Below are 17,150 nucleotides of genomic sequence, written 5' to 3'. Positions count from 1 at the left end.
GACCGGGCGATCGAGTAAACGTTGTCGTCGGGAATAAAGTCTCAAGATCGCGTTTACTGGGTCCCCGCATACGCGGGGACGACAGTTCGCGTATGAGGAGCGTGTAAGGCGTCGCCTCAGCGCCACTCCCTGATATCGACGAAGTGTCCGGCGATCGCTGCGGCCGCAGCCATCGCCGGCGACACCAGATGGGTGCGGCCCTTGTGGCCCTGACGTCCCTCGAAGTTGCGGTTCGAGGTCGAGGCGCAGCGCTCTTCCGGCGACAACTTGTCCGGGTTCATCGCCAGGCACATGGAGCAGCCCGGCTCGCGCCATTCGAAGCCCGCCTTGAGGAAGATCTTGTCGAGGCCTTCGGCTTCCGCCTGCTCCTTCACCAGACCTGAGCCCGGCACGATCATGGCGCTGACATTCCCGTTCACCGTCTTGCCTTCGACGACCTTGGCGGCGGCGCGCAGATCCTCGATGCGGCCATTGGTGCAGGAGCCGATGAAGATGCGGTCGAGTTTGATGTCGGTGATCTTCGTGCCCGCGACCAGGCCCATATAGGCCAGCGCGCGTTCCTTGGAGAGGCGCTTTGCCTCGTCGGCGATCTCGGCAGGATCAGGCACCTTGCCGCTGATCGAGATGACGTCCTCAGGGCTCGTGCCCCAGGTCACGATGGGTGGCAGCCTGGCTGCGTCGAGGCGCAATTCGTGATCGAAGAACGCGCCTTCATCGGAACGCAGGGTTTCCCAATAGCGCTGGGCTTCGTCCCACATGGCGTCCTTCGGCGACATCGGACGGCCCTTTAGGAATGCGTAGGCCTTCTCGTCCGGCGCGATCAGCCCGGCGCGGGCGCCGCCCTCGATCGACATGTTGCAGACGGTCATGCGGCCTTCCATCGACAGCGCGCGGATCGCCTCGCCGGCATATTCCAGCACATAGCCGGTGCCGCCGGCCGTGCCGATCTCGCCGATGATCGCCAGGATGATGTCCTTGCCGGTGACGCCGTCCGGCAGCGCGCCGTCGACGGTGACGCGCATGTTCTTCGCCTTCTTCTGGATCAGCGTCTGGGTCGCCAGCACGTGCTCCACTTCGGAGGTGCCGATGCCATGGGCCAGCGCACCGAATGCGCCGTGGGTCGAGGTGTGGCTGTCGCCGCAAACGATCGTGGTGCCCGGCAGGGTGAAGCCCTGCTCGGGGCCGATGACGTGGACGATGCCCTGGCGCTTGTCGAATTCGTTGTAATATTCGATGCCGAATTCGCGGACGTTCTCCGCCAGCGTCGCGATCTGCTCGGTGCTCTCCGGATCCGGATTGGGCTTCGAGCGATCGGTGGTCGGCACGTTATGGTCGACCACGGCCAGCGTCTTCTCGGGGGCGTGGACCTTGCGGCCTGCGGTGCGCAGCCCCTCGAAGGCCTGCGGCGAAGTCACTTCATGGACCAGGTGGCGATCGATGTAGAGCAGGCAGGTGCCGTCATCGGCCTCATGCACCAGATGGTCGTTCCAGATCTTGTCGTACAGGGTGGTCGGTTTTGCGGAGTCGGTCATTGGATCAAGCCTCGAAAGGATGGGTGAGCCAGCGGGTGTGTCGCGCAAGGTGGTTGCCGTATGGCGGCGAGGCACGCGCTGAAAAAGCGGCGGCTAGACGGACAGCGTCAGAGCTTTCGAAGTTCGGCGGCGATCGACGTCGTGAAACGCCCGAAGAATCTTCCCGGCAGCCGGCAGTGATCGTCGATCACGATGCGGGCAGCGCGCTGGTACAGGTCTGGAAACATTCCAACCATATAGCACCCGCGGGCGGTTACGCCAATGCCGAGGGGTGATTGGGAGCTCCGCAGTCAGCCCCACGCAGCCAACAAAAAAGCGCGGCTTGCGCCACGCTTTCTGTACCAAATCAATGCAGCGACGCGATGATTTCGAGGTAGTTTCGGAAGTTACTTGGCAGCCGCAGCGACCGGGCGCTCGGTCTTCTTCTCGACGATGCGGGCCGACTTGCCGCGCAGGTTGCGCAGGTAATACAGCTTGGCGCGACGCACCTTGCCGCGACGCACAACCTTGATCGAGTCGATCATCGGGGACATCACCGGGAAAACGCGCTCGACGCCTTCGCCGTAGGAAATCTTGCGGACGGTGAAGCTCTCGTTGAGCCCGCCGCCGTTGCGGCCGATGCAGACGCCTTCATAGGCCTGCACGCGCGAACGCTCGCCTTCGACAACTTTCACGTTGACGATGACGGTATCGCCGGGACCGAACTCCGGAATGGTCTTGCCGGCGATCAGCTTGTCGTATTGCTCTTTTTCGAGCGTCTGAATCAGGTTCATCGAAATCTCCATCGGCGGCGCGCCCAGACGTCGCGCGGGCTGCGCTCGAAACTCATACCCTGCCATTGCACGGATTTGGCGCTGCTATACGGGAAACCAAAGCGGTTGTCACCCGTCCGTCGTGATTTTTGGTGGTTTTCGTTTTTTGCCCGATTCTGGCGCAATCGGACGTGCCGCCCAAAGATCAGGCCTGCGGCTTTCGGTCAGTCTTTCCGCCTCGGCACGCCGCCATTTGGCAACCTTGGCGTGGTCACCGGAGGCCAATACCTCCGGAATCCCGCGGTCTTCGAAGATTTGCGGCCGGGTATATTGCGGGTATTCCAGCAGACCGTCGGAAAAGCTCTCGTCGGTCCCGGATTCGAGTTTGCCCATCACGCCGGGCAAGAGCCGCACACAGGCGTCGATCACGGTCATGGCGGCAATTTCGCCGCCGGACAGCACGTAATCGCCAATCGAGACTTCCTCGAGACCGCGGGCGTCGATGACACGCTGGTCGATGCCCTCGAAGCGACCGCAGACGATCAACGGTCCCGGTCCGGCGGCCAGTTCCGCCACCCGCGCCTGGGTCAATGGCCGACCGCGCGGGCTCATCACCAGCCGAGGATGGTCTTGCGGCAAACCTGTGGCATCGATCGCCGCCGCCAGCACGTCGGCGCGCAGCACCATCCCCGGCCCGCCGCCGGCCGGGGTGTCGTCGACGCTGCGATGGCGATCAGTGGCGGAGGCCCGGATGTCGCGGGCTTCCAGCGTCCACAGGCCGGAGGCCAGTGCACGGCCGGCCAGGCTGATGCCCAGCGGCCCGGGAAACATCTCGGGAAACAAGGTCAGCACGGTGGCGCGCCATATGGGGGTGTGGGTGGAGGTCATCGCTTTCCATGGCGTGTCTCGGCGAGAGCGTCAAACGGTGAGGCGCCGGCCTTGTGCCCCGGATGCTGCGCAATACGTCGCGCAGCGGCGTAGTGCGCTGCTAATCCGGGTCCAGCTCGTTCTGGAAACCGGGATCCCGGATCTGCGGAGCAGCATGCGATGCTGCGCATCGCCATGCCGCACCGCGTCCGGGACACGAGAGTTCTACCCTTCCGCCTCGTCCGGCGAATCGCCGTCGATCTCGCCGGGCAGTTCGATGATGACCTTGCCGGCCTTCAGGTCGACGGTCGGCACCACCGCATTGGTGAACGGCAGCATCAAGGTGTTGCCCTCGGGCGGGGCGATCTCGATGATGGTGCCGGCGCCGAAATCGTGGATGGCGATGACGCGGCCGATCGGTGCATCCGCTGCATCGACAGCCGCCAGCCCGATCAGATCGGCATGGTAATATTCGTCATCGTCGGTCTCGGGCAGCCGGTCGCGCGGGATGTACAGTTCGATGCCGTTGAGGCGTTCAGCGTCCTCGCGGCTGCTGACGCCCTTGAAGGTCGCCACCAGATGGCCCTTGCCCTCGCGGGCGGTGGCCACTTCGAAGGTGCGGCCGCCATCTTTGGTCTTGAGCTGGCCGTAAGTCATCACGGTCAGCGGATCTTCGGTAAACGTCCAGAGCTTGACCGCGCCGCGGATGCCATGCGGCGCGCCGATGCGCGCGACGCAGATCTGTGCGGCGGGCATCAGCCCTTACTTCTTGGCAGCGGCTTCGGCAGCGGCCTTGCGCTCCTTGCGGGGCACGGCCTTTTCCGGATTGTTGCGGGCTTCGCGCTTGGCAACGCCGGCGGCATCGAGGAAGCGCGCGACGCGATCCGAGGGCTGCGCGCCCTTGGCGAGCCAGGTCTTGACCTTCTCCATGTCGAGCTTCAGGCGCAGGTCGTTGTCCTTGGCCAGCAGCGGGTTGAAGTAGCCGAGACGCTCGATGAAGCGACCATCGCGGGGGAAGCGCGAGTCGGCGACGACGACGTGATAGACGGGACGCTTCTTGGTGCCGGCACGGGCAAGACGGATGACGACGGACATGGGATTCTCCTGAGTGTGTTCGTTTGAATGTGAGTGATTGGAAACGCTTATTTCTTTTTCCCGAAACCGGGAAAACCGCCGAGGCCCGGAAGCGTCGGCTTGCCGAGTCCTCCGAGACCCGGAAATTCCTTGGGCAGCGACGGCATGCCCTGCGGCAGTCCGCCGGGCATCTTCTCGGCCATCGCCTTCATCTGCTCCGGCGAGGGCATGCCACCGCCGCCAAAGCCCATGGCCTGGGCGATGCCGGCCATCGGCCCGCGCTTGCCCTGACCCATGGCCTTCATCATGTCGGCCATGTTGCGGTGCATTTTCAGCACCTTGTTGACTTCCTCGACTTTCAGGCCGGCACCGGCGGCGATGCGCTTCTTGCGGCTGGCCTTGAGGATGTCGGGGTTCTTGCGTTCCTGCCGCGTCATCGAGTCGATGACCGCGATCTGACGCTTGACGATCTTGTCGTCGAGATTGGCGGAGGCGATCTGGTTCTTCAGCTTAGCGATGCCGGGCATCATGCCCATCAGGCCGCTGAGGCCGCCCATGTTGGTCATCTGGATCGGCTGCTCGCGCATGTCCGAGAGATCGAACTGGCCCTTGCGCATGCGTTCCGCGGTGCGCGCGGCCTTCTCGGCGTCGATATGGGCGGCGGCCTTTTCCACCAGCGAGACGACGTCGCCCATGCCGAGGATGCGGCCGGCGATGCGGCTGGGGTGGAAGTCTTCCAGCGCGTCGGTCTTTTCACCGGTGCCGATCAGCTTGATCGGCTTGCCGGTCACGGCGCGCATCGACAGCGCCGCGCCGCCGCGGCCGTCGCCGTCGACGCGGGTCAGCACGATGCCGGTGAGGCCGACGCGCTGGTCGAACGAGCGCGCCAGATTGACGGCGTCCTGACCGGTCAGCGAATCCGCCACCAGCAGCACCTCATGCGGGTTGGCGGCGGCTTTGATCTCCGCGGCTTCCGCCATCATGTCTTCGTCGAGGGTGGTGCGGCCGGCAGTGTCGAGCAGCACCACGTCGTAGCCGCCGAGTTTTGCGGCCGACAGCGCACGTCGCGCGATATCGGCGGGCTTCTGGCCGGCAACGATCGGCAGGGTCTGGATGTCGAGGTCGCGGCCGAGCACCGCGAGCTGCTCCATCGCCGCCGGGCGATAGATGTCGAGCGAGGCCATCAGCACCTTGCGCTTGTCGCGCTGGGTCAGGCGGCGGGCGAGTTTTGCGGTGGTGGTGGTCTTGCCGGAGCCCTGCAGGCCGACCATCATGATGGCCACGGGCGGCACGGCGACGAGATCGATGCCGCCTTCGCCGTCGGCGCCAAGGGTCTTGACCAGCTCGTCATGGACGATCTTGACGACCATCTGGCCGGGGGTCACCGACTTGACGACGGTGGCGCCGATGGCCTGTTCGCGGACACGCGCAACGAAGTCGCTGACCACGTCGAGCGAGACGTCGGCCTCGAGCAGCGCGCGGCGCACCTCGCGCATGGCGGCATCGACATCGGCTTCCGACAGCGCGCCGCGCCCGGTCAACCGGTCGAGAATTCCGCCAAGCTTTTCCGACAGATTGTCGAACATCAGATCATCGCACCCTGCGTCGCCATCCGGATGATGGACGAGTAACCAAACACTTTTGCGCCCGAGGGCGCATCGCGCTGTCGGGCGTTGACCTCCGGCCTCACGGGCCGGTCGGCGGGTCGAAAAGAGAACTTTCCGAGATTTGAGGGCATCAATACGGCAAACTGCCGGGAAGTCAATGTTTTGAGGTGGGGGAGGCCGGAATGGCTCCCGAAACGACCGAAAAACTGTTATATTATGGGCTTCATGAGGGCAAATGCCATGAAACATGTGAGTTTAAGCGAAGCAAAAGCCGATATCGGCCAAGTGTTTGCCGAGGTCGCGCGGGGGCATGCCGTGACCATCAATCCCGATCCGTCTGTCGAGGCTGAGGCAGACCGTATCGCGCGGACCAATCGCGCCATTGATGGCATTCTTGAACTTCGCAAGCATGTCAAACCTGCTTCTATAGAAGAAATCATCGCCTGGAAGAACGAAGGGCGAGAATAGCAGATGCCGCTCGTCATCGACGTGTCCGTCATGGCGAGCTGGCATTTCCCTGACGAATACAACGTTGAGAGTGCCGCGATCCTTGAGATGCTGCGCGGCAGGAAGCACGAGGCGCGGGTTCCCGGGATCTGGTGGTTCGAGATTTACAATGTCCTGGTGCGTGGCGAACGACGGGGACGTTCGACGCTACAGCAAACAGCGCAGTTCCAGGACCTGATAGGTGAACTGCCTATCACAATCGCTCCGATTGCGGATCCAAATGCAATCCTGAATTTGGCTCGCCGCCACCATCTCACCTTCTACGACGCCGCCTATCTCGAACTGGCGCAGCGCGAAAAGGTCGCGCTGGCGACGCTGGATCAGGCGCTGGCGCGCGCGGCGTCGGCCGAAGCGGTGCCGTTGATATCAGCCTGATCAGGCCGCCCTGCCTGCACCCGCGTCGTATTGCTGCTGCGAGGCCAGAACCTGCCCGATATGGGTTTCGGCCCAGATCCGCAGGCTATCGACGGTGGCCGACAAGGTCGCCCCCAGCGGCGTGATGGAATATTCCACCGTCACCGGCACGGTGGCGATGGCCCTGCGGCTGACCAGCCCGTCGCGCTCCAGGCTTTTCAGGGTTTGCGACAGCATCTTCTGCGAAATGCCCTCGATCTGGCGCCGCAGCCGGTTGAAGCGGACCGGTCCGTCGCCAAGCAGGCCAAGCACCAGAACGGCCCATTTATCGGCGATCCGGTCCAGCACGATGCGGGTCGGGCAGTTGTCCGAATAGGCGTTGGGGGTCTGCGACATGAAGGCGGTCTCCTGGTGGTAACCAGCTTATGTGAGGGTGCCTTCTTCACAGCTCGCTAACAAATTCCATAGCTAGTACCGAATAGTTACTACATGGAGAATCCAATGAAAATCGCCCTGATCGGCGCCACCGGCCGTGCCGGCTCGCAAATTCTCGCCGAACTCAGCCGCCGCGGCCACCACGTGACGGCTATTTCCCGCAATCCGGCGAAGACACCGGCGTTGCCCGGGGTGACGCCGGTGCAGGCCGACGCCAACGACGCCGCCACCCTGGTGCCGGTCCTGAAGGGCCACGACGCCGTGATCAGTTCGGTGCATTTCCTCGCCAGCGACCCGCACAAGCTGATCGAGGCCGTCAAATCGGCTGGTGTTCCGCGCTATCTGGTGGTCGGCGGCGCCGGCAGCCTGGAGGTCGCGCCCGGCGTGAAGCTGATCGATACCCCGGAGTTTCCGGAAATCTACAAGGCCGAGGCCGCTGCCGGTGGCGTATTCCTCGATGTGCTGCGCAAGGAACCGAGCCTCGACTGGACCTTCCTGTCGCCATCAGCGCTGTTCATCCCCGGCGAGCGCACCGGCAAGTTCCGGCTCGGCGGCGATCAGTTGCTGGCCAACGACAAGGGCAGCAGCATTTCGTTCGAGGACTATGCCATCGCCATGGCTGACGAGATCGAAAAGCCGGCGCATTCCCGCGCGCGCTTCACGGTCGGCTACTAAACCCGTTGCCCGGCTTGCCAAACAGGCCGGCCATTTACATCTGATGCAAGCCGCGCCTCCCCAAGGCGTGGCTTGTTTCGCATGGACCTGTCTCGCCTCATGCCGCTCACGCGCCGCCGTCTTCTGACATCGCTGGCCGGGCTCGCCGTGACCGCGGGCCTGTCGACCGCCTGGATCTCCCGCATGAGCAACTATGATGGTCCCGTCTCCGACCATTTCGACGGCAAGACCTTCTTCGATCCGGACGGCGTGCCGCCGAAGAAACTTGGCGAGGTGCTGCGCTGGCAGTTCGGCGGCGGCCGAAAGCGCGAAGCCTGGCCGGAGTGGGTCGAGAATCAGCATGCCGATGCGCCGCCGTCGGCGGTGACGACAGGCGCGCGGCTGTCCTATGTCGGCCATGCAAGCTGGCTCATCCAGACGGCGGGGCTGAACATTCTGGTCGATCCGGTGTGGTCCGATCGGGTCTCACCGGTGTCGTTTGCCGGCCCCAGGCGGCACCATGCGCCGGGCATCGCCTTCGACGCGCTGCCGAAGATCGATGTCGTGCTGGTGTCCCATGGCCATTACGACCATCTCGATATTCCCACGCTGTCGAAGCTGAATGCGCAGATTGCGCCGCGATTCATCACGCCGCTCGGCAATGACGCCACCATGCGCAGCAACGACGCCAGTATCCGGGTCGATGCCTTCGACTGGAACGATCGGGTGGACCTCGGTTCCGGCGTCGGCGTCACGCTGGTGGCGACGCGGCACTGGACCGCGCGCGGGCTGTTCGACCGCAACAAGTCATTGTGGGCGAGCTTCGTGCTGGAGACGCCGGCTGGCAAGCTCTACATCGTTTGCGATTCCAGCTACGGCGACGGCACCCATTTCAAGCGGGTGCGCGACACCCACGGCCCGCTGCGGCTGGCGATCCTGCCGATCGGCGCCTACGAGCCGCGCTGGTTCATGAAGGACCAGCACATGAATCCCGAGGACGCCGTGATGGCGCTGGCGGATTGCGGCGCCGAGCAGGCGCTGGCGCACCACCACGGCACGTTCCAACTCACCGACGAGGCCATCGATGCGCCGGTGACCGGATTGCATCAGGCACTCGACGGGGCCGAGGTGCCGCGCGAGCGCTTTGTCGCGCTGAAGCCCGGGCAGGTGTTTGAGATTTAGGCTAGCGAAGGGCTCGTTCCCCGGACGCGGTGCACTGCCCCGCTCTTGCGGCGTTGTGCACCGCAGATCCGGGGCCCCCTATCGCAGGAAGCTGGATCCCGGATCTGCGGTGCGGCATAGCGGCGATGCAAGTGCATCGCCTGAGAATGCCGCACCGCGTCCGGGACACGAGACCGATGTTACTACTGCGCCGGCTTGATGGCCCAGGAAACGCTGACCGTCACCCGCAGCGTTTCTTCACCCTGCGCGATCGGCGCCGAAGCCGCCATGTCAGCCATCTTGCGGTACATCATCGGTGCGGGAGCGCCGCCGCCTTCTTCGGAAATACTGACCGGCGCGCCGAGGGTGACCCCTGCCGCCTTGGCGTAGATTTCGGCCTTGCGACGGGCATCGGCGATCGCCTGGTCACGGGCTTCGTCGAGTAGCTTCGACGCCTTCTCGACCATGAAATTGATGCCGCCGATCTCGTTGGCGCCGGAGGCCGCCAGCGTATCGATGGTGGCCGCCACCTTGGTGACGTCACGCAGCCGGATGGTGACGCGATTGCTGGCACGATAGCCGGTCACGACGTTGGGGCCGGGCTTTGTCTGCTGCGCATATTGCGGCTGCAGCGACAGCCGCGAGGTCTGGACGTCCTTTTGATCGATCCCGGCGCTCTTCAGCTCCAGCAGCACCTTGCCCATGGCGTTGTTGTTGGCCTCGGAAGCCGCGCGCGCGGTCTTCGCTTCCGACGTGACGCCGCCATCGATGACAGCCATGTCCGGCGGCACCGAGACGGTGCCTTCGCCTGTCACGGAGATCGTCGGCGGTGGAATGACCTGCGCAAGTGCGGGGGTGACGGCGAGCGTGCCGGCCAGTGCGGCGAGAATGAGATGCTGTTTCATTCCCGATCCTTCTGACCTGTCCAAGGCTTCTTTATGGCGATTTCTTTAGGGCGGTCCGTCGCATCGCTACTTCAACGGCACATAGACGTTGATCACCAGCTTGTCCTCCGCGGTCTTCAGCGGATCGGTGATGTATTCCTCGATAAAAGTGTCCTTGGCTTCCAGCTTCTTGTTGTCGAGGTGATTGGTGATCGCCTCATAGGTGTTGTCCATGTTGTCGTAGGAGCCGCGATGCACGAACTTCAGCGCCTTGCCTTCGGGCGATTTGCCCATGGTCATGGCCTTGGGCAGGTTCTTCGGCTCCTGGTCGACCGGGATTTCGGCCAGGAAGGTGAAGCCGGTGTCGTCGGTGGAGGTGTAGACGATCATCGAATTGCCCGATGACTTGATGCCCTGCTTGTCGAGCAGCGCGGTGAGCTGCTTGAACGAATCCATCAGGGTGTCGAACGCCGAGTCCCAGTTGGCCTTGCCGTTGAAGGTCAGCACCGCCTTGGGCGTCAGGGTGATCTCCTCGCCGAACGGGTCGGCGGTCTGCACCGGGGGGACGGCCGGCACGACCGGAGCCGCCGTCGACGCCGGAGGAGTGGCCGGTGCCGCCGGGGCGGCTGGCGCTGCCGGCGTGGCCGGGGCGGGCGTGGCAGGCACTGCCGGCGCGGGCGTTTCAGGTGGGGTTGCGGGAGCGGTGGCGGCCGGCGGGGTCGCGGGCGGCGCCTGCGCCAGAGCGAGATCCGGCAACAGCGCCGCGGCCGGGATCAGCGCAGCGATGGCAAGGCGAAACAAGCGAGAACCATTCATTCAAATCGTCTCCAGCGCCGCAACATGCGGCAGATCCGACGCGCTGGCGATGCGCGATCCGGCAATACGTTAACACGCAGTTCCGCATTTCGTCCCATGCGAGATCGGCCAATACGTCGTCAAATGGCAGGCCGGATTCGCCGCACTGGCCAATCCAGCCAGCTTCGCCATATAAAGCGGGCGAAACCGGGACATGACATGAGCGCGCTGGCCAACCACGCATTTGCCAAGATGAACGGCATCGGCAACGAGATCGTCGTGATCGACCTGCGCGATAGCACGGCCGCCGTGACGCCGGACGAGGCCCGCGCGGTGGCCGGCCCCGGCGGCGTGCCCTTCGACCAACTGATGGTGCTGCAGAAGCCGCGGCTGGCGGGCACGGATGCCTTCGTGTCGATCTACAACAATGACGGCTCGGAGGCCGGCGCCTGCGGCAACGGCATGCGCTGCGTGGCGCAGCAGACCTTTGCCGATGGCGGCAAGACCGCGCTCACCTTCGAGACCAAGGCTGGGCTGATCAATTGCTGGCAGGGGCCGGCCGCGGACCTCTACACCGTCGACATGGGGGTGCCGAAGTTCGGCTGGCAGGACATCCCGCTGGCCGAGGAGTTTCGCGACACCCGCGGCATCGAATTGCAGATCGGGCCGATCGACGCGCCGATCCTGCATACGCCGTCGGTGGTCAGCATGGGCAATCCGCATGCGATCTTCTGGGTCGACGACATCGCCGCCTACGAACTCGAAAAGTTCGGACCGCTGCTGGAAAACCATCCGATCTTTCCCGACCGCGCCAACATCACGCTGGCCCACGTCGTCGACCGCGATCACATCGGGATGCGGACCTGGGAGCGCGGCGCCGGGCTGACCAAGGCGTGCGGTTCGGCGGCCTGCGCCACCGCGGTGGCGGCAGCCCGGTTGAAGCGCACCAACCGCATCGTGCACATGACGCTGCCCGGCGGCGAACTGACCATCGAGTGGCGCGAGCGCGACGATCACGTCCTGATGACCGGTCCCGCCACCTTCGAATACGCGGGGCGATTCGATCCGGCGCTGTTCAAGTCCGTCGCGTGACATGAGCGTCGAGGTCGTCACCTTCGGCTGCCGCCTCAACAGCTACGAGTCGGAGGTGATCCGCCGAGAGGCGGAAGGTGCCGGCATGTCGGATACCATCGTCATCAACAGCTGCGCCGTCACGTCCCAGGCGGTGGCCCAGGCCCGGCAGTCGATCCGTCGGCTAAAGCGGGAGCGGCCGAATGCCCGCATCGTGGTCACCGGCTGCGCGGCGCAGACCGAGCCTTTAACATTCGCCGGCATGGCCGAGGTCGACCGCGTGGTCGGCAATGGCGACAAGATGCGCAGCATGGCCTGGCGGGATGCGCGCGCGGCGCTGGACCAGCCCGCCTTCGGCACCGGCGACGAGCAAAAGATCGCGGTGGCCGACATCATGGCCGTGCGCGAAATGGCGCCGCATCTGCTTGACGGCTTCCAGAGCGGGCTGCCGCGGGTGTTCGTGCAGATCCAGAATGGTTGCGATCACCGCTGCACCTTCTGCATCATTCCCTATGGCCGCGGCAATTCGCGCTCGGTGCCGATGGGCGGCGTGGTCGATCAGGTCCGCGCTCTGGTCGAAGCCGGCCACGCCGAGATCGTGCTGACCGGCGTCGATCTCACCAGCTATGGCGCCGACCTGCCGGGCGCGCCGAAGCTCGGTTTCCTGGTCAAGCAGATCCTGCGCCATGTGCCGGAGTTGCGCCGGCTGCGGATCTCGTCGATCGATTCCATCGAGGTCGACCGCGACCTGCTCGACGTCATCGCGGACGATGATCGGCTGATGCCGCATCTGCATCTGTCACTGCAGTCGGGCGACGACATGATCCTGAAGCGCATGAAGCGCCGTCATCTGCGCGCCGACGCCATCGGTTTCTGCGCCCAGGTGCGGCGGCTGCGGCCGGACATCGCCTTCGGCGCCGACATCATCGCCGGCTTTCCCACTGAAACGGAAGGCATGTTCGCGCGCTCGCAGGATCTGGTCGCGGAGTGCGACCTGACCTTCCTGCACGTGTTTCCCTATTCGCCGCGGCCGGGCACGCCGGCGGCGCGCATGCCGCAGCCGGCGGGCGCCGTCATCAAGGACCGGGCAAAACGTCTGCGCGCCACCGGCGAGACGGCCTTGCAGCGGCGGCTTGCGACGGAAATCGGCGCCGTGCGAAACGTGCTGATCGAGAGCGCGACGCAGGGCCGCACCGAGCATTTCATCCCGGTGGCGATCGCGGGCGACACGCCCGGCGCGGTGCGGCAGCCGACCGTGGCGGGGCACGACGGCGCACGGCTGGCGGTCTAGCAGTTGCCTCAACCCAAGATAGTGATACCGTTCCGCCACGCGGCGAGAGAGGGTCGCTCCATTTGGGGGAGGGGACAATGCCGTCGGCCATTTCGATCGATTTCATCAACCGCAGCAGCGATATCGACAACAGCCACGTGGTGATCTTCGAGGCGGCGCCGGGGCAGCCGCCGGTGCACACGCTGCGCTTTCACAACAACAGCGGCAGGACGCAGACCTTCGTTTGCTACCAGGCGCCCGGACGCGACCCGAACGGCCATGCGCTGGCCTGGTTCGCGATGCCGATCGCCAGCGGCGTCGAGGTTAATTTCAGGTGGCGGCAGGCCTACGATCTGGCCTGGCTGGAGACGGGCCTGCTGGCGCCGGGCGTGCAGTACGCCGCGTCCAGGTCGTGCCGGTCACGGCCGGCAACAGCATCACGCTGACCGGCGCCGACGGTGCGTTCAGCTTCACCGGCCAGAATTTCGGCGGCCCGGCCAACGAGTTGATCGTTTCCTGCGACGGCACGATCCCCATGAACACGCTGGGTGTCGGCATCGGCATGAGCGGCTCGCCCATCATGGTGGTTCAGGCGGTGCCGAACATCAGATGTGTCTTCACGCCCGTTCCCGAATACTGGGTGACGGTTGCCGATGTGACGCAGGGCGAGGTGATGGACCTGTCCCAGCTCGCGGAAAAGACACAGGTGGCGTTCCCGCCCAATGTCACGGCCATGACCGCAACGCTCACACCCAATCAGAACTGGGATATCCAGCAGGGGCTGGTCGTATAGCCGTCAAGCCCGCCGTGTCACTCCCCGTTCCAGCCGCAGGCCCGCAGCCGCGCATGCAGGTGCGGCGGGGCGGGGGCGACCACGCGGATCGGGTCCTTGTTGCGGGAGATCGGGATCACGATCTCGCGGGCATGCAGATGCAGGGTGGGCTCGCCGAAGCGCGGGCCGGTACCGTAGATATTGTCGCCGACGATAGGCCAGCCCGAGGCTGAACTGTGGACCCGCAACTGGTGGGTGCGGCCGGTGACCGGCTCCAGCGCCATCCAGGCGAGCCCGTCGCCGCGCCCCATCACCCGAAAATTGGTAACGGCCTTCAGTCCCTCGGCGTCCGGCTTCATCCACCAGCCGCGCTCGGCGTTGAGCCGGCCGAGCGGCATGTCGATGGTGCCCTCGTCCTCGACCGGGCCGCCTTCGACAACCGCCCAGTAGGTCTTGGAAATCCGGCTGTGTTTGAACAGCAGGCCCAGGGACGCCGTCGCCTTGCGGTGGCGGCCGAGCACCAGACAGCCGGACGTGTCGCGGTCGAGCCGGTGGGCCAGCACCGGGGGCCGCGGCAGGCCGTAGCGCAGGAACTCGAACGCGGTTTCCAGGTTGGCGCCGCCCTTGGGGCCGCGGTGCACCGGCAGCCCGGCCGGCTTGTCGATCACCAGCATCAAGCCGTCGCGGTGCAGCACCCGGGACAGGATCTCCGCCTCGGTCAGCTCAACCGCGTCGGTGCGCGGCAGCCGGGCTTCGGCTTCTATTTCGTCTTGGCTTTCGTTCATGGCGCGAAACGGCTAACACAGCCCCGACATGAACGACACTCCTGAAACGCCGAAACTGAGCTGGTGGCGGCGGCTGTCCAGCGGCCTGAAACGCACCTCGAGCTCGCTGGGAACCGCGGTCGCCGACCTCGTCACCAAGCGCAAGCTCGACCGCGCCATGCTCGAGGATATCGAGGACGTGCTGCTGCGCGCCGACCTCGGCACCGAGGTGGCGGCGCGGATCGCCAAGGCAGTCGGCCACGGTCGCTACGACAAGGCGATCTCCGCCGACGACGTGAAGGGCGTGGTCGCCACCGAGGTCGAAAAGGTGCTGTCGGCGGTGGCCAAGCCGCTGGTCGTCGACTCCCAGCAGAAGCCCTTTGTGATCCTGGTGGTTGGCGTCAACGGCTCCGGCAAGACCACCACCATCGGCAAGCTCGCCGCAAAATTCTCCGCCGAAGGCCGCAAGGTCATGCTCGCCGCCGGCGACACGTTTCGCGCAGCGGCGATCGAGCAGTTGAAGGTCTGGGGCGAGCGGACAAAGACACCGGTCATCGCCGCCGCGCAGGGCTCGGATTCGGCGAGCCTCGCCTTTACCGCCGTCACCGAAGCCCGCGCCAACAGCCGCGACGTGCTGCTGATCGATACCGCCGGCCGGCTGCAGAACAAGGCCGAGCTGATGGTCGAGCTGGAGAAGGTCGTCCGCGTCATCAAAAAGGTCGACGCGTCGGCGCCGCATGCGGTGCTGCTGGTGCTCGACGCCACGGTGGGACAAAACGCGCTGTCGCAGGTCGAGGCGTTTCATCGTATGGCTGGGGTCACCGGCCTGGTGATGACCAAGCTCGACGGCACCGCGCGCGGCGGCATCCTGGTGGCGCTGGCGGAGAAGTTCAAACTGCCGGTGCATTTCATCGGCGTCGGCGAGGGCATCGACGATCTCGCGCCGTTCACCGCGCGGGATTTCGCCCAGGCGATTGCGGGTATCGACTAGCCAAACAGAAGCCAGCCAAGTGGGGCAAAGATCACGATCAGCACAATGGCCATCAAGGCGAGCCGCCCTAGCCGGTCGATGGCATCGATCTCGTTCCAATGGCGCGAAGGGCCTCGGTAGAGATGCTTTTGCGCCCAGCCCAACAGCCTTTCCAGCAGAATTCTGACAAGATCGCTCAAGCTTCTTCCTCACCAAACGACGATCGATGGACACGATGACAAAAACCCAGCCGCACCCGCTTTTCAAGCTCGCCACCGAACTGGGGCCGCTGGTGATCTTCTTCATCGCCAACGCCAAGGGCAATCTGTTCATCGCCACCGGCGCCTTCATGGTGGCCATCGTGGTGGCGATGATCGCGTCCTATGTGGTGACGAAGCACGTGCCGATCATGGCGCTGGTCACCGGCGTGATCGTCATCGTGTTCGGCACCCTCACGCTGGTTCTGCACGACGAGACGTTCATCAAGGTCAAGCCGACCATCATCTATGGGTTGTTCGCAGCGATCCTCGGCGGCGGATTGCTGTTCGGCCGCTCGTTCATCGCCATCATGTTCGACCAGATGTTCAACCTGACGCCGGCCGGATGGCGGGCGCTGACGTTGCGTTGGGCGATGTTCTTCTTCGCCATGGCGATCTTGAACGAGATTATCTGGCGGACCCAGACCACCGATTTCTGGGTAGCGTTCAAGGCGTTCGGCGTGATCCCGCTGACGATGATCTTTGCGGTGTCGCAGATGCCGCTGGTGAAGCGCTATCATTTGGAGCCGGTGTCGCTCGCCGAGAGCGCGGTCGACGAAGGTGACGTCACGAAATAGCGCCTCCCTCGTGTCCCGGACGCGCTGCAGCGTTCTTCACGCTGCTGCGCAGATCCGGGATCCCGGCTTGTTCTGCGCATCGCCTGGACCCCGGATCTGCGGCGCACCACGCCGCCCCAAACGATGCTTCGCATCGTCGGGAGCGGCGCAGTGCACCGCGTCCGGGGAACGAGGACGGGGCCCCGTTCGGCATTCGTCTCCGAAGCAAAACGCACCGGCGCGGGTGCGCCGATGCGTTTGAAGATCAACTCAAGTAACAGATCGATCAGCTCTTCTGCTTGGCGATGATCTTGTCCTTGATGCCGTCATAGGTCTTTTCCGGCACGATCTTCTTCTGGACCAGTTCGTCCTTGCCCTTGTAGGGGCGGCCCTTGATGATCGCGGCCGAATAGGCCTTGCCGATACCGGGCAGCGCGTCGAGCACGTCGGCGCTGGCGGAATTGATGTCGATCAGTTCGGCCTTAGGTGCCGGCGCCATTTTGGATTCAGTGGCGGGAGCCATCTTGCCCGTGGCAGCAGGCGCCATCTTGGTGGCAGGCGCCGCGGGCTGCGCGGTCTGGGCCATCGAGGGCGAGGCGGCGAGCAGGCCGAGGGTGAGTGCAGCGGCAGTGAGTGAAGCAATCGAGAAGTGACGCATGGGATGTCCTCCAAGGACTGTTTAAGTAACAATCCAAGCTAGCGGTCCATTCATGGCGGACGCAAGGCGGTGAAATGAACCGCAGATAAAAGCAAAAGATTATTTCTGTCGTCCCGGCAAGTCGCGCGCCAGCGCGAGCGCGGGCCCATCACCTCCGATGACGTGTTCAGGCAGAAAGATACCACGAGAAGCGAGAAGGCGGGGTTATG

General features: G+C 64.7%; 22 protein-coding genes. 10 read left to right on the top strand and 12 right to left on the bottom strand.

What is annotated here, in order from left to right:
* Nucleotides 1–116 precede the first annotated feature (116 nt).
* The 6 genes from leuC to ffh all read right to left on the bottom strand — a co-directional run bounded on the left by leuC (nt 117) and on the right by ffh (nt 5,811).
* A complete protein-coding gene (gene leuC, locus ACUXVA_RS05455; RefSeq protein WP_445491175.1) occupies nt 117–1,532 on the bottom strand; it encodes a 3-isopropylmalate dehydratase large subunit in 1,416 nt (471 codons plus the stop codon).
* Between the two features lie 386 nt (nt 1,533–1,918).
* Complete coding sequence (rplS, locus tag ACUXVA_RS05450) at nt 1,919–2,305, bottom strand: 50S ribosomal protein L19 (RefSeq protein ID WP_445491173.1); 387 nt, start codon at nt 2,303–2,305, stop codon at nt 1,919–1,921.
* 108 nt (nt 2,306–2,413) lie between these two features.
* Entirely contained in the window at nt 2,414–3,172 is a 759-nt protein-coding gene (gene trmD / locus ACUXVA_RS05445; protein WP_445491171.1) for a tRNA (guanosine(37)-N1)-methyltransferase TrmD, read from the bottom strand.
* A 204-nt stretch (nt 3,173–3,376) separates the two neighbouring features.
* Nucleotides 3,377–3,907 carry a ribosome maturation factor RimM gene (gene rimM, locus ACUXVA_RS05440; protein ID WP_265081192.1) on the bottom strand — a complete coding sequence of 177 codons (531 nt, stop codon included), beginning with the start codon at nt 3,905–3,907 and terminating at the stop codon, nt 3,377–3,379.
* A gap of 6 nt (nt 3,908–3,913) precedes the next feature.
* Complete coding sequence (gene rpsP / locus ACUXVA_RS05435; protein WP_265081193.1) at nt 3,914–4,246, bottom strand: 30S ribosomal protein S16; 333 nt, start codon at nt 4,244–4,246, stop codon at nt 3,914–3,916.
* A 47-nt stretch (nt 4,247–4,293) separates the two neighbouring features.
* Nucleotides 4,294–5,811, bottom strand: coding sequence for a signal recognition particle protein (ffh, locus tag ACUXVA_RS05430; RefSeq protein ID WP_445491168.1), 1,518 nt, complete (start codon nt 5,809–5,811; stop codon nt 4,294–4,296).
* A gap of 261 nt (nt 5,812–6,072) precedes the next feature.
* Between ffh and ACUXVA_RS05425 the strand changes: the two genes are divergently transcribed.
* Both ACUXVA_RS05425 and ACUXVA_RS05420 read left to right on the top strand, forming a co-directional pair.
* A complete protein-coding gene (locus ACUXVA_RS05425) occupies nt 6,073–6,300 on the top strand; it encodes a prevent-host-death protein (protein ID WP_265081195.1) in 228 nt (75 codons plus the stop codon).
* Nucleotides 6,301–6,303: 3 nt separating this feature from the next.
* Nucleotides 6,304–6,714, top strand: a complete 411-nt coding sequence (locus ACUXVA_RS05420; protein ID WP_265081196.1) for a type II toxin-antitoxin system VapC family toxin — start codon at nt 6,304–6,306, stop codon at nt 6,712–6,714.
* Here ACUXVA_RS05420 and ACUXVA_RS05415 read toward each other — a convergent pair whose 3' ends face one another.
* Nucleotides 6,715–7,089, bottom strand: coding sequence for a winged helix-turn-helix transcriptional regulator (locus ACUXVA_RS05415; protein ID WP_445491165.1), 375 nt, complete (start codon nt 7,087–7,089; stop codon nt 6,715–6,717). It lies immediately after the preceding gene.
* A 105-nt stretch (nt 7,090–7,194) separates the two neighbouring features.
* On the opposite strand from ACUXVA_RS05415, the gene ACUXVA_RS05410 reads away from it, so the two are divergent.
* Both ACUXVA_RS05410 and ACUXVA_RS05405 read left to right on the top strand, forming a co-directional pair.
* Entirely contained in the window at nt 7,195–7,803 is a 609-nt protein-coding gene (locus tag ACUXVA_RS05410; RefSeq protein WP_265081198.1) for an NAD(P)-dependent oxidoreductase, read from the top strand.
* Between the two features lie 99 nt (nt 7,804–7,902).
* The gene (locus ACUXVA_RS05405; RefSeq protein ID WP_265081199.1) at nt 7,903–8,964 is read left to right on the top strand and encodes an MBL fold metallo-hydrolase; all 1,062 of its coding nucleotides are present in this window, start codon (nt 7,903–7,905) and stop codon (nt 8,962–8,964) included.
* 182 nt (nt 8,965–9,146) lie between these two features.
* Here the strand turns inward: ACUXVA_RS05405 and ACUXVA_RS05400 are convergent, their stop codons facing one another.
* Nucleotides 9,147–9,848 carry an SIMPL domain-containing protein gene (locus ACUXVA_RS05400; RefSeq protein WP_265081200.1) on the bottom strand — a complete coding sequence of 234 codons (702 nt, stop codon included), beginning with the start codon at nt 9,846–9,848 and terminating at the stop codon, nt 9,147–9,149.
* A gap of 66 nt (nt 9,849–9,914) precedes the next feature.
* On the bottom strand, nt 9,915–10,643 hold the full coding sequence (locus tag ACUXVA_RS05395; RefSeq protein ID WP_445491161.1) for a GyrI-like domain-containing protein: 729 nt from the start codon (nt 10,641–10,643) through the stop codon (nt 9,915–9,917).
* Nucleotides 10,644–10,841: 198 nt separating this feature from the next.
* Here ACUXVA_RS05395 and dapF point away from each other — a divergent pair, with 198 nt between their 5' ends.
* The 4 genes from dapF (at nt 10,842) to ACUXVA_RS05375 (ending at nt 13,756) form a co-directional block, all read left to right on the top strand.
* Nucleotides 10,842–11,714, top strand: a complete 873-nt coding sequence (dapF, locus tag ACUXVA_RS05390) for a diaminopimelate epimerase (protein ID WP_265081201.1) — start codon at nt 10,842–10,844, stop codon at nt 11,712–11,714.
* A 1-nt stretch (nt 11,715) separates the two neighbouring features.
* Nucleotides 11,716–12,984: a tRNA (N(6)-L-threonylcarbamoyladenosine(37)-C(2))-methylthiotransferase MtaB gene (mtaB, locus tag ACUXVA_RS05385; RefSeq protein WP_445491159.1), complete on the top strand. Its 1,269-nt coding sequence runs from the start codon at nt 11,716–11,718 to the stop codon at nt 12,982–12,984.
* Nucleotides 12,985–13,061: 77 nt separating this feature from the next.
* Complete coding sequence (locus ACUXVA_RS05380; protein WP_265081203.1) at nt 13,062–13,409, top strand: hypothetical protein; 348 nt, start codon at nt 13,062–13,064, stop codon at nt 13,407–13,409.
* Nucleotides 13,376–13,756, top strand: coding sequence for a hypothetical protein (locus ACUXVA_RS05375; RefSeq protein WP_265081204.1), 381 nt, complete (start codon nt 13,376–13,378; stop codon nt 13,754–13,756). The genes ACUXVA_RS05380 and ACUXVA_RS05375 overlap by 34 nt, the downstream gene beginning before the upstream one ends.
* 17 nt (nt 13,757–13,773) lie before the next feature.
* Here the strand turns inward: ACUXVA_RS05375 and ACUXVA_RS05370 are convergent, their stop codons facing one another.
* Nucleotides 13,774–14,409 carry an RluA family pseudouridine synthase gene (locus ACUXVA_RS05370; protein ID WP_265083500.1) on the bottom strand — a complete coding sequence of 212 codons (636 nt, stop codon included), beginning with the start codon at nt 14,407–14,409 and terminating at the stop codon, nt 13,774–13,776.
* A 139-nt stretch (nt 14,410–14,548) separates the two neighbouring features.
* Here ACUXVA_RS05370 and ftsY point away from each other — a divergent pair, with 139 nt between their 5' ends.
* Nucleotides 14,549–15,490, top strand: coding sequence for a signal recognition particle-docking protein FtsY (gene ftsY, locus ACUXVA_RS05365; RefSeq protein WP_445491156.1), 942 nt, complete (start codon nt 14,549–14,551; stop codon nt 15,488–15,490).
* Here ftsY and ACUXVA_RS05360 read toward each other — a convergent pair.
* Complete coding sequence (locus ACUXVA_RS05360; protein ID WP_265081206.1) at nt 15,487–15,669, bottom strand: hypothetical protein; 183 nt, start codon at nt 15,667–15,669, stop codon at nt 15,487–15,489. The two genes, ftsY and ACUXVA_RS05360, sit on opposite strands and share 4 nt — an antisense overlap.
* A gap of 35 nt (nt 15,670–15,704) precedes the next feature.
* Here ACUXVA_RS05360 and ACUXVA_RS05355 point away from each other — a divergent pair, with 35 nt between their 5' ends.
* Nucleotides 15,705–16,304, top strand: coding sequence for a septation protein A (locus ACUXVA_RS05355; RefSeq protein ID WP_265081207.1), 600 nt, complete (start codon nt 15,705–15,707; stop codon nt 16,302–16,304).
* 265 nt (nt 16,305–16,569) lie between these two features.
* Here ACUXVA_RS05355 and ACUXVA_RS05350 read toward each other — a convergent pair whose 3' ends face one another.
* A complete protein-coding gene (locus tag ACUXVA_RS05350) occupies nt 16,570–16,941 on the bottom strand; it encodes a ComEA family DNA-binding protein (RefSeq protein WP_265081208.1) in 372 nt (123 codons plus the stop codon).
* Nucleotides 16,942–17,150 lie beyond the last annotated feature (209 nt).

The sequence above is a fragment of the Rhodopseudomonas sp. RCAM05734 genome, assembly GCF_052658035.1.
This window is presented reverse-complemented; position numbering and strand designations above follow the sequence as displayed.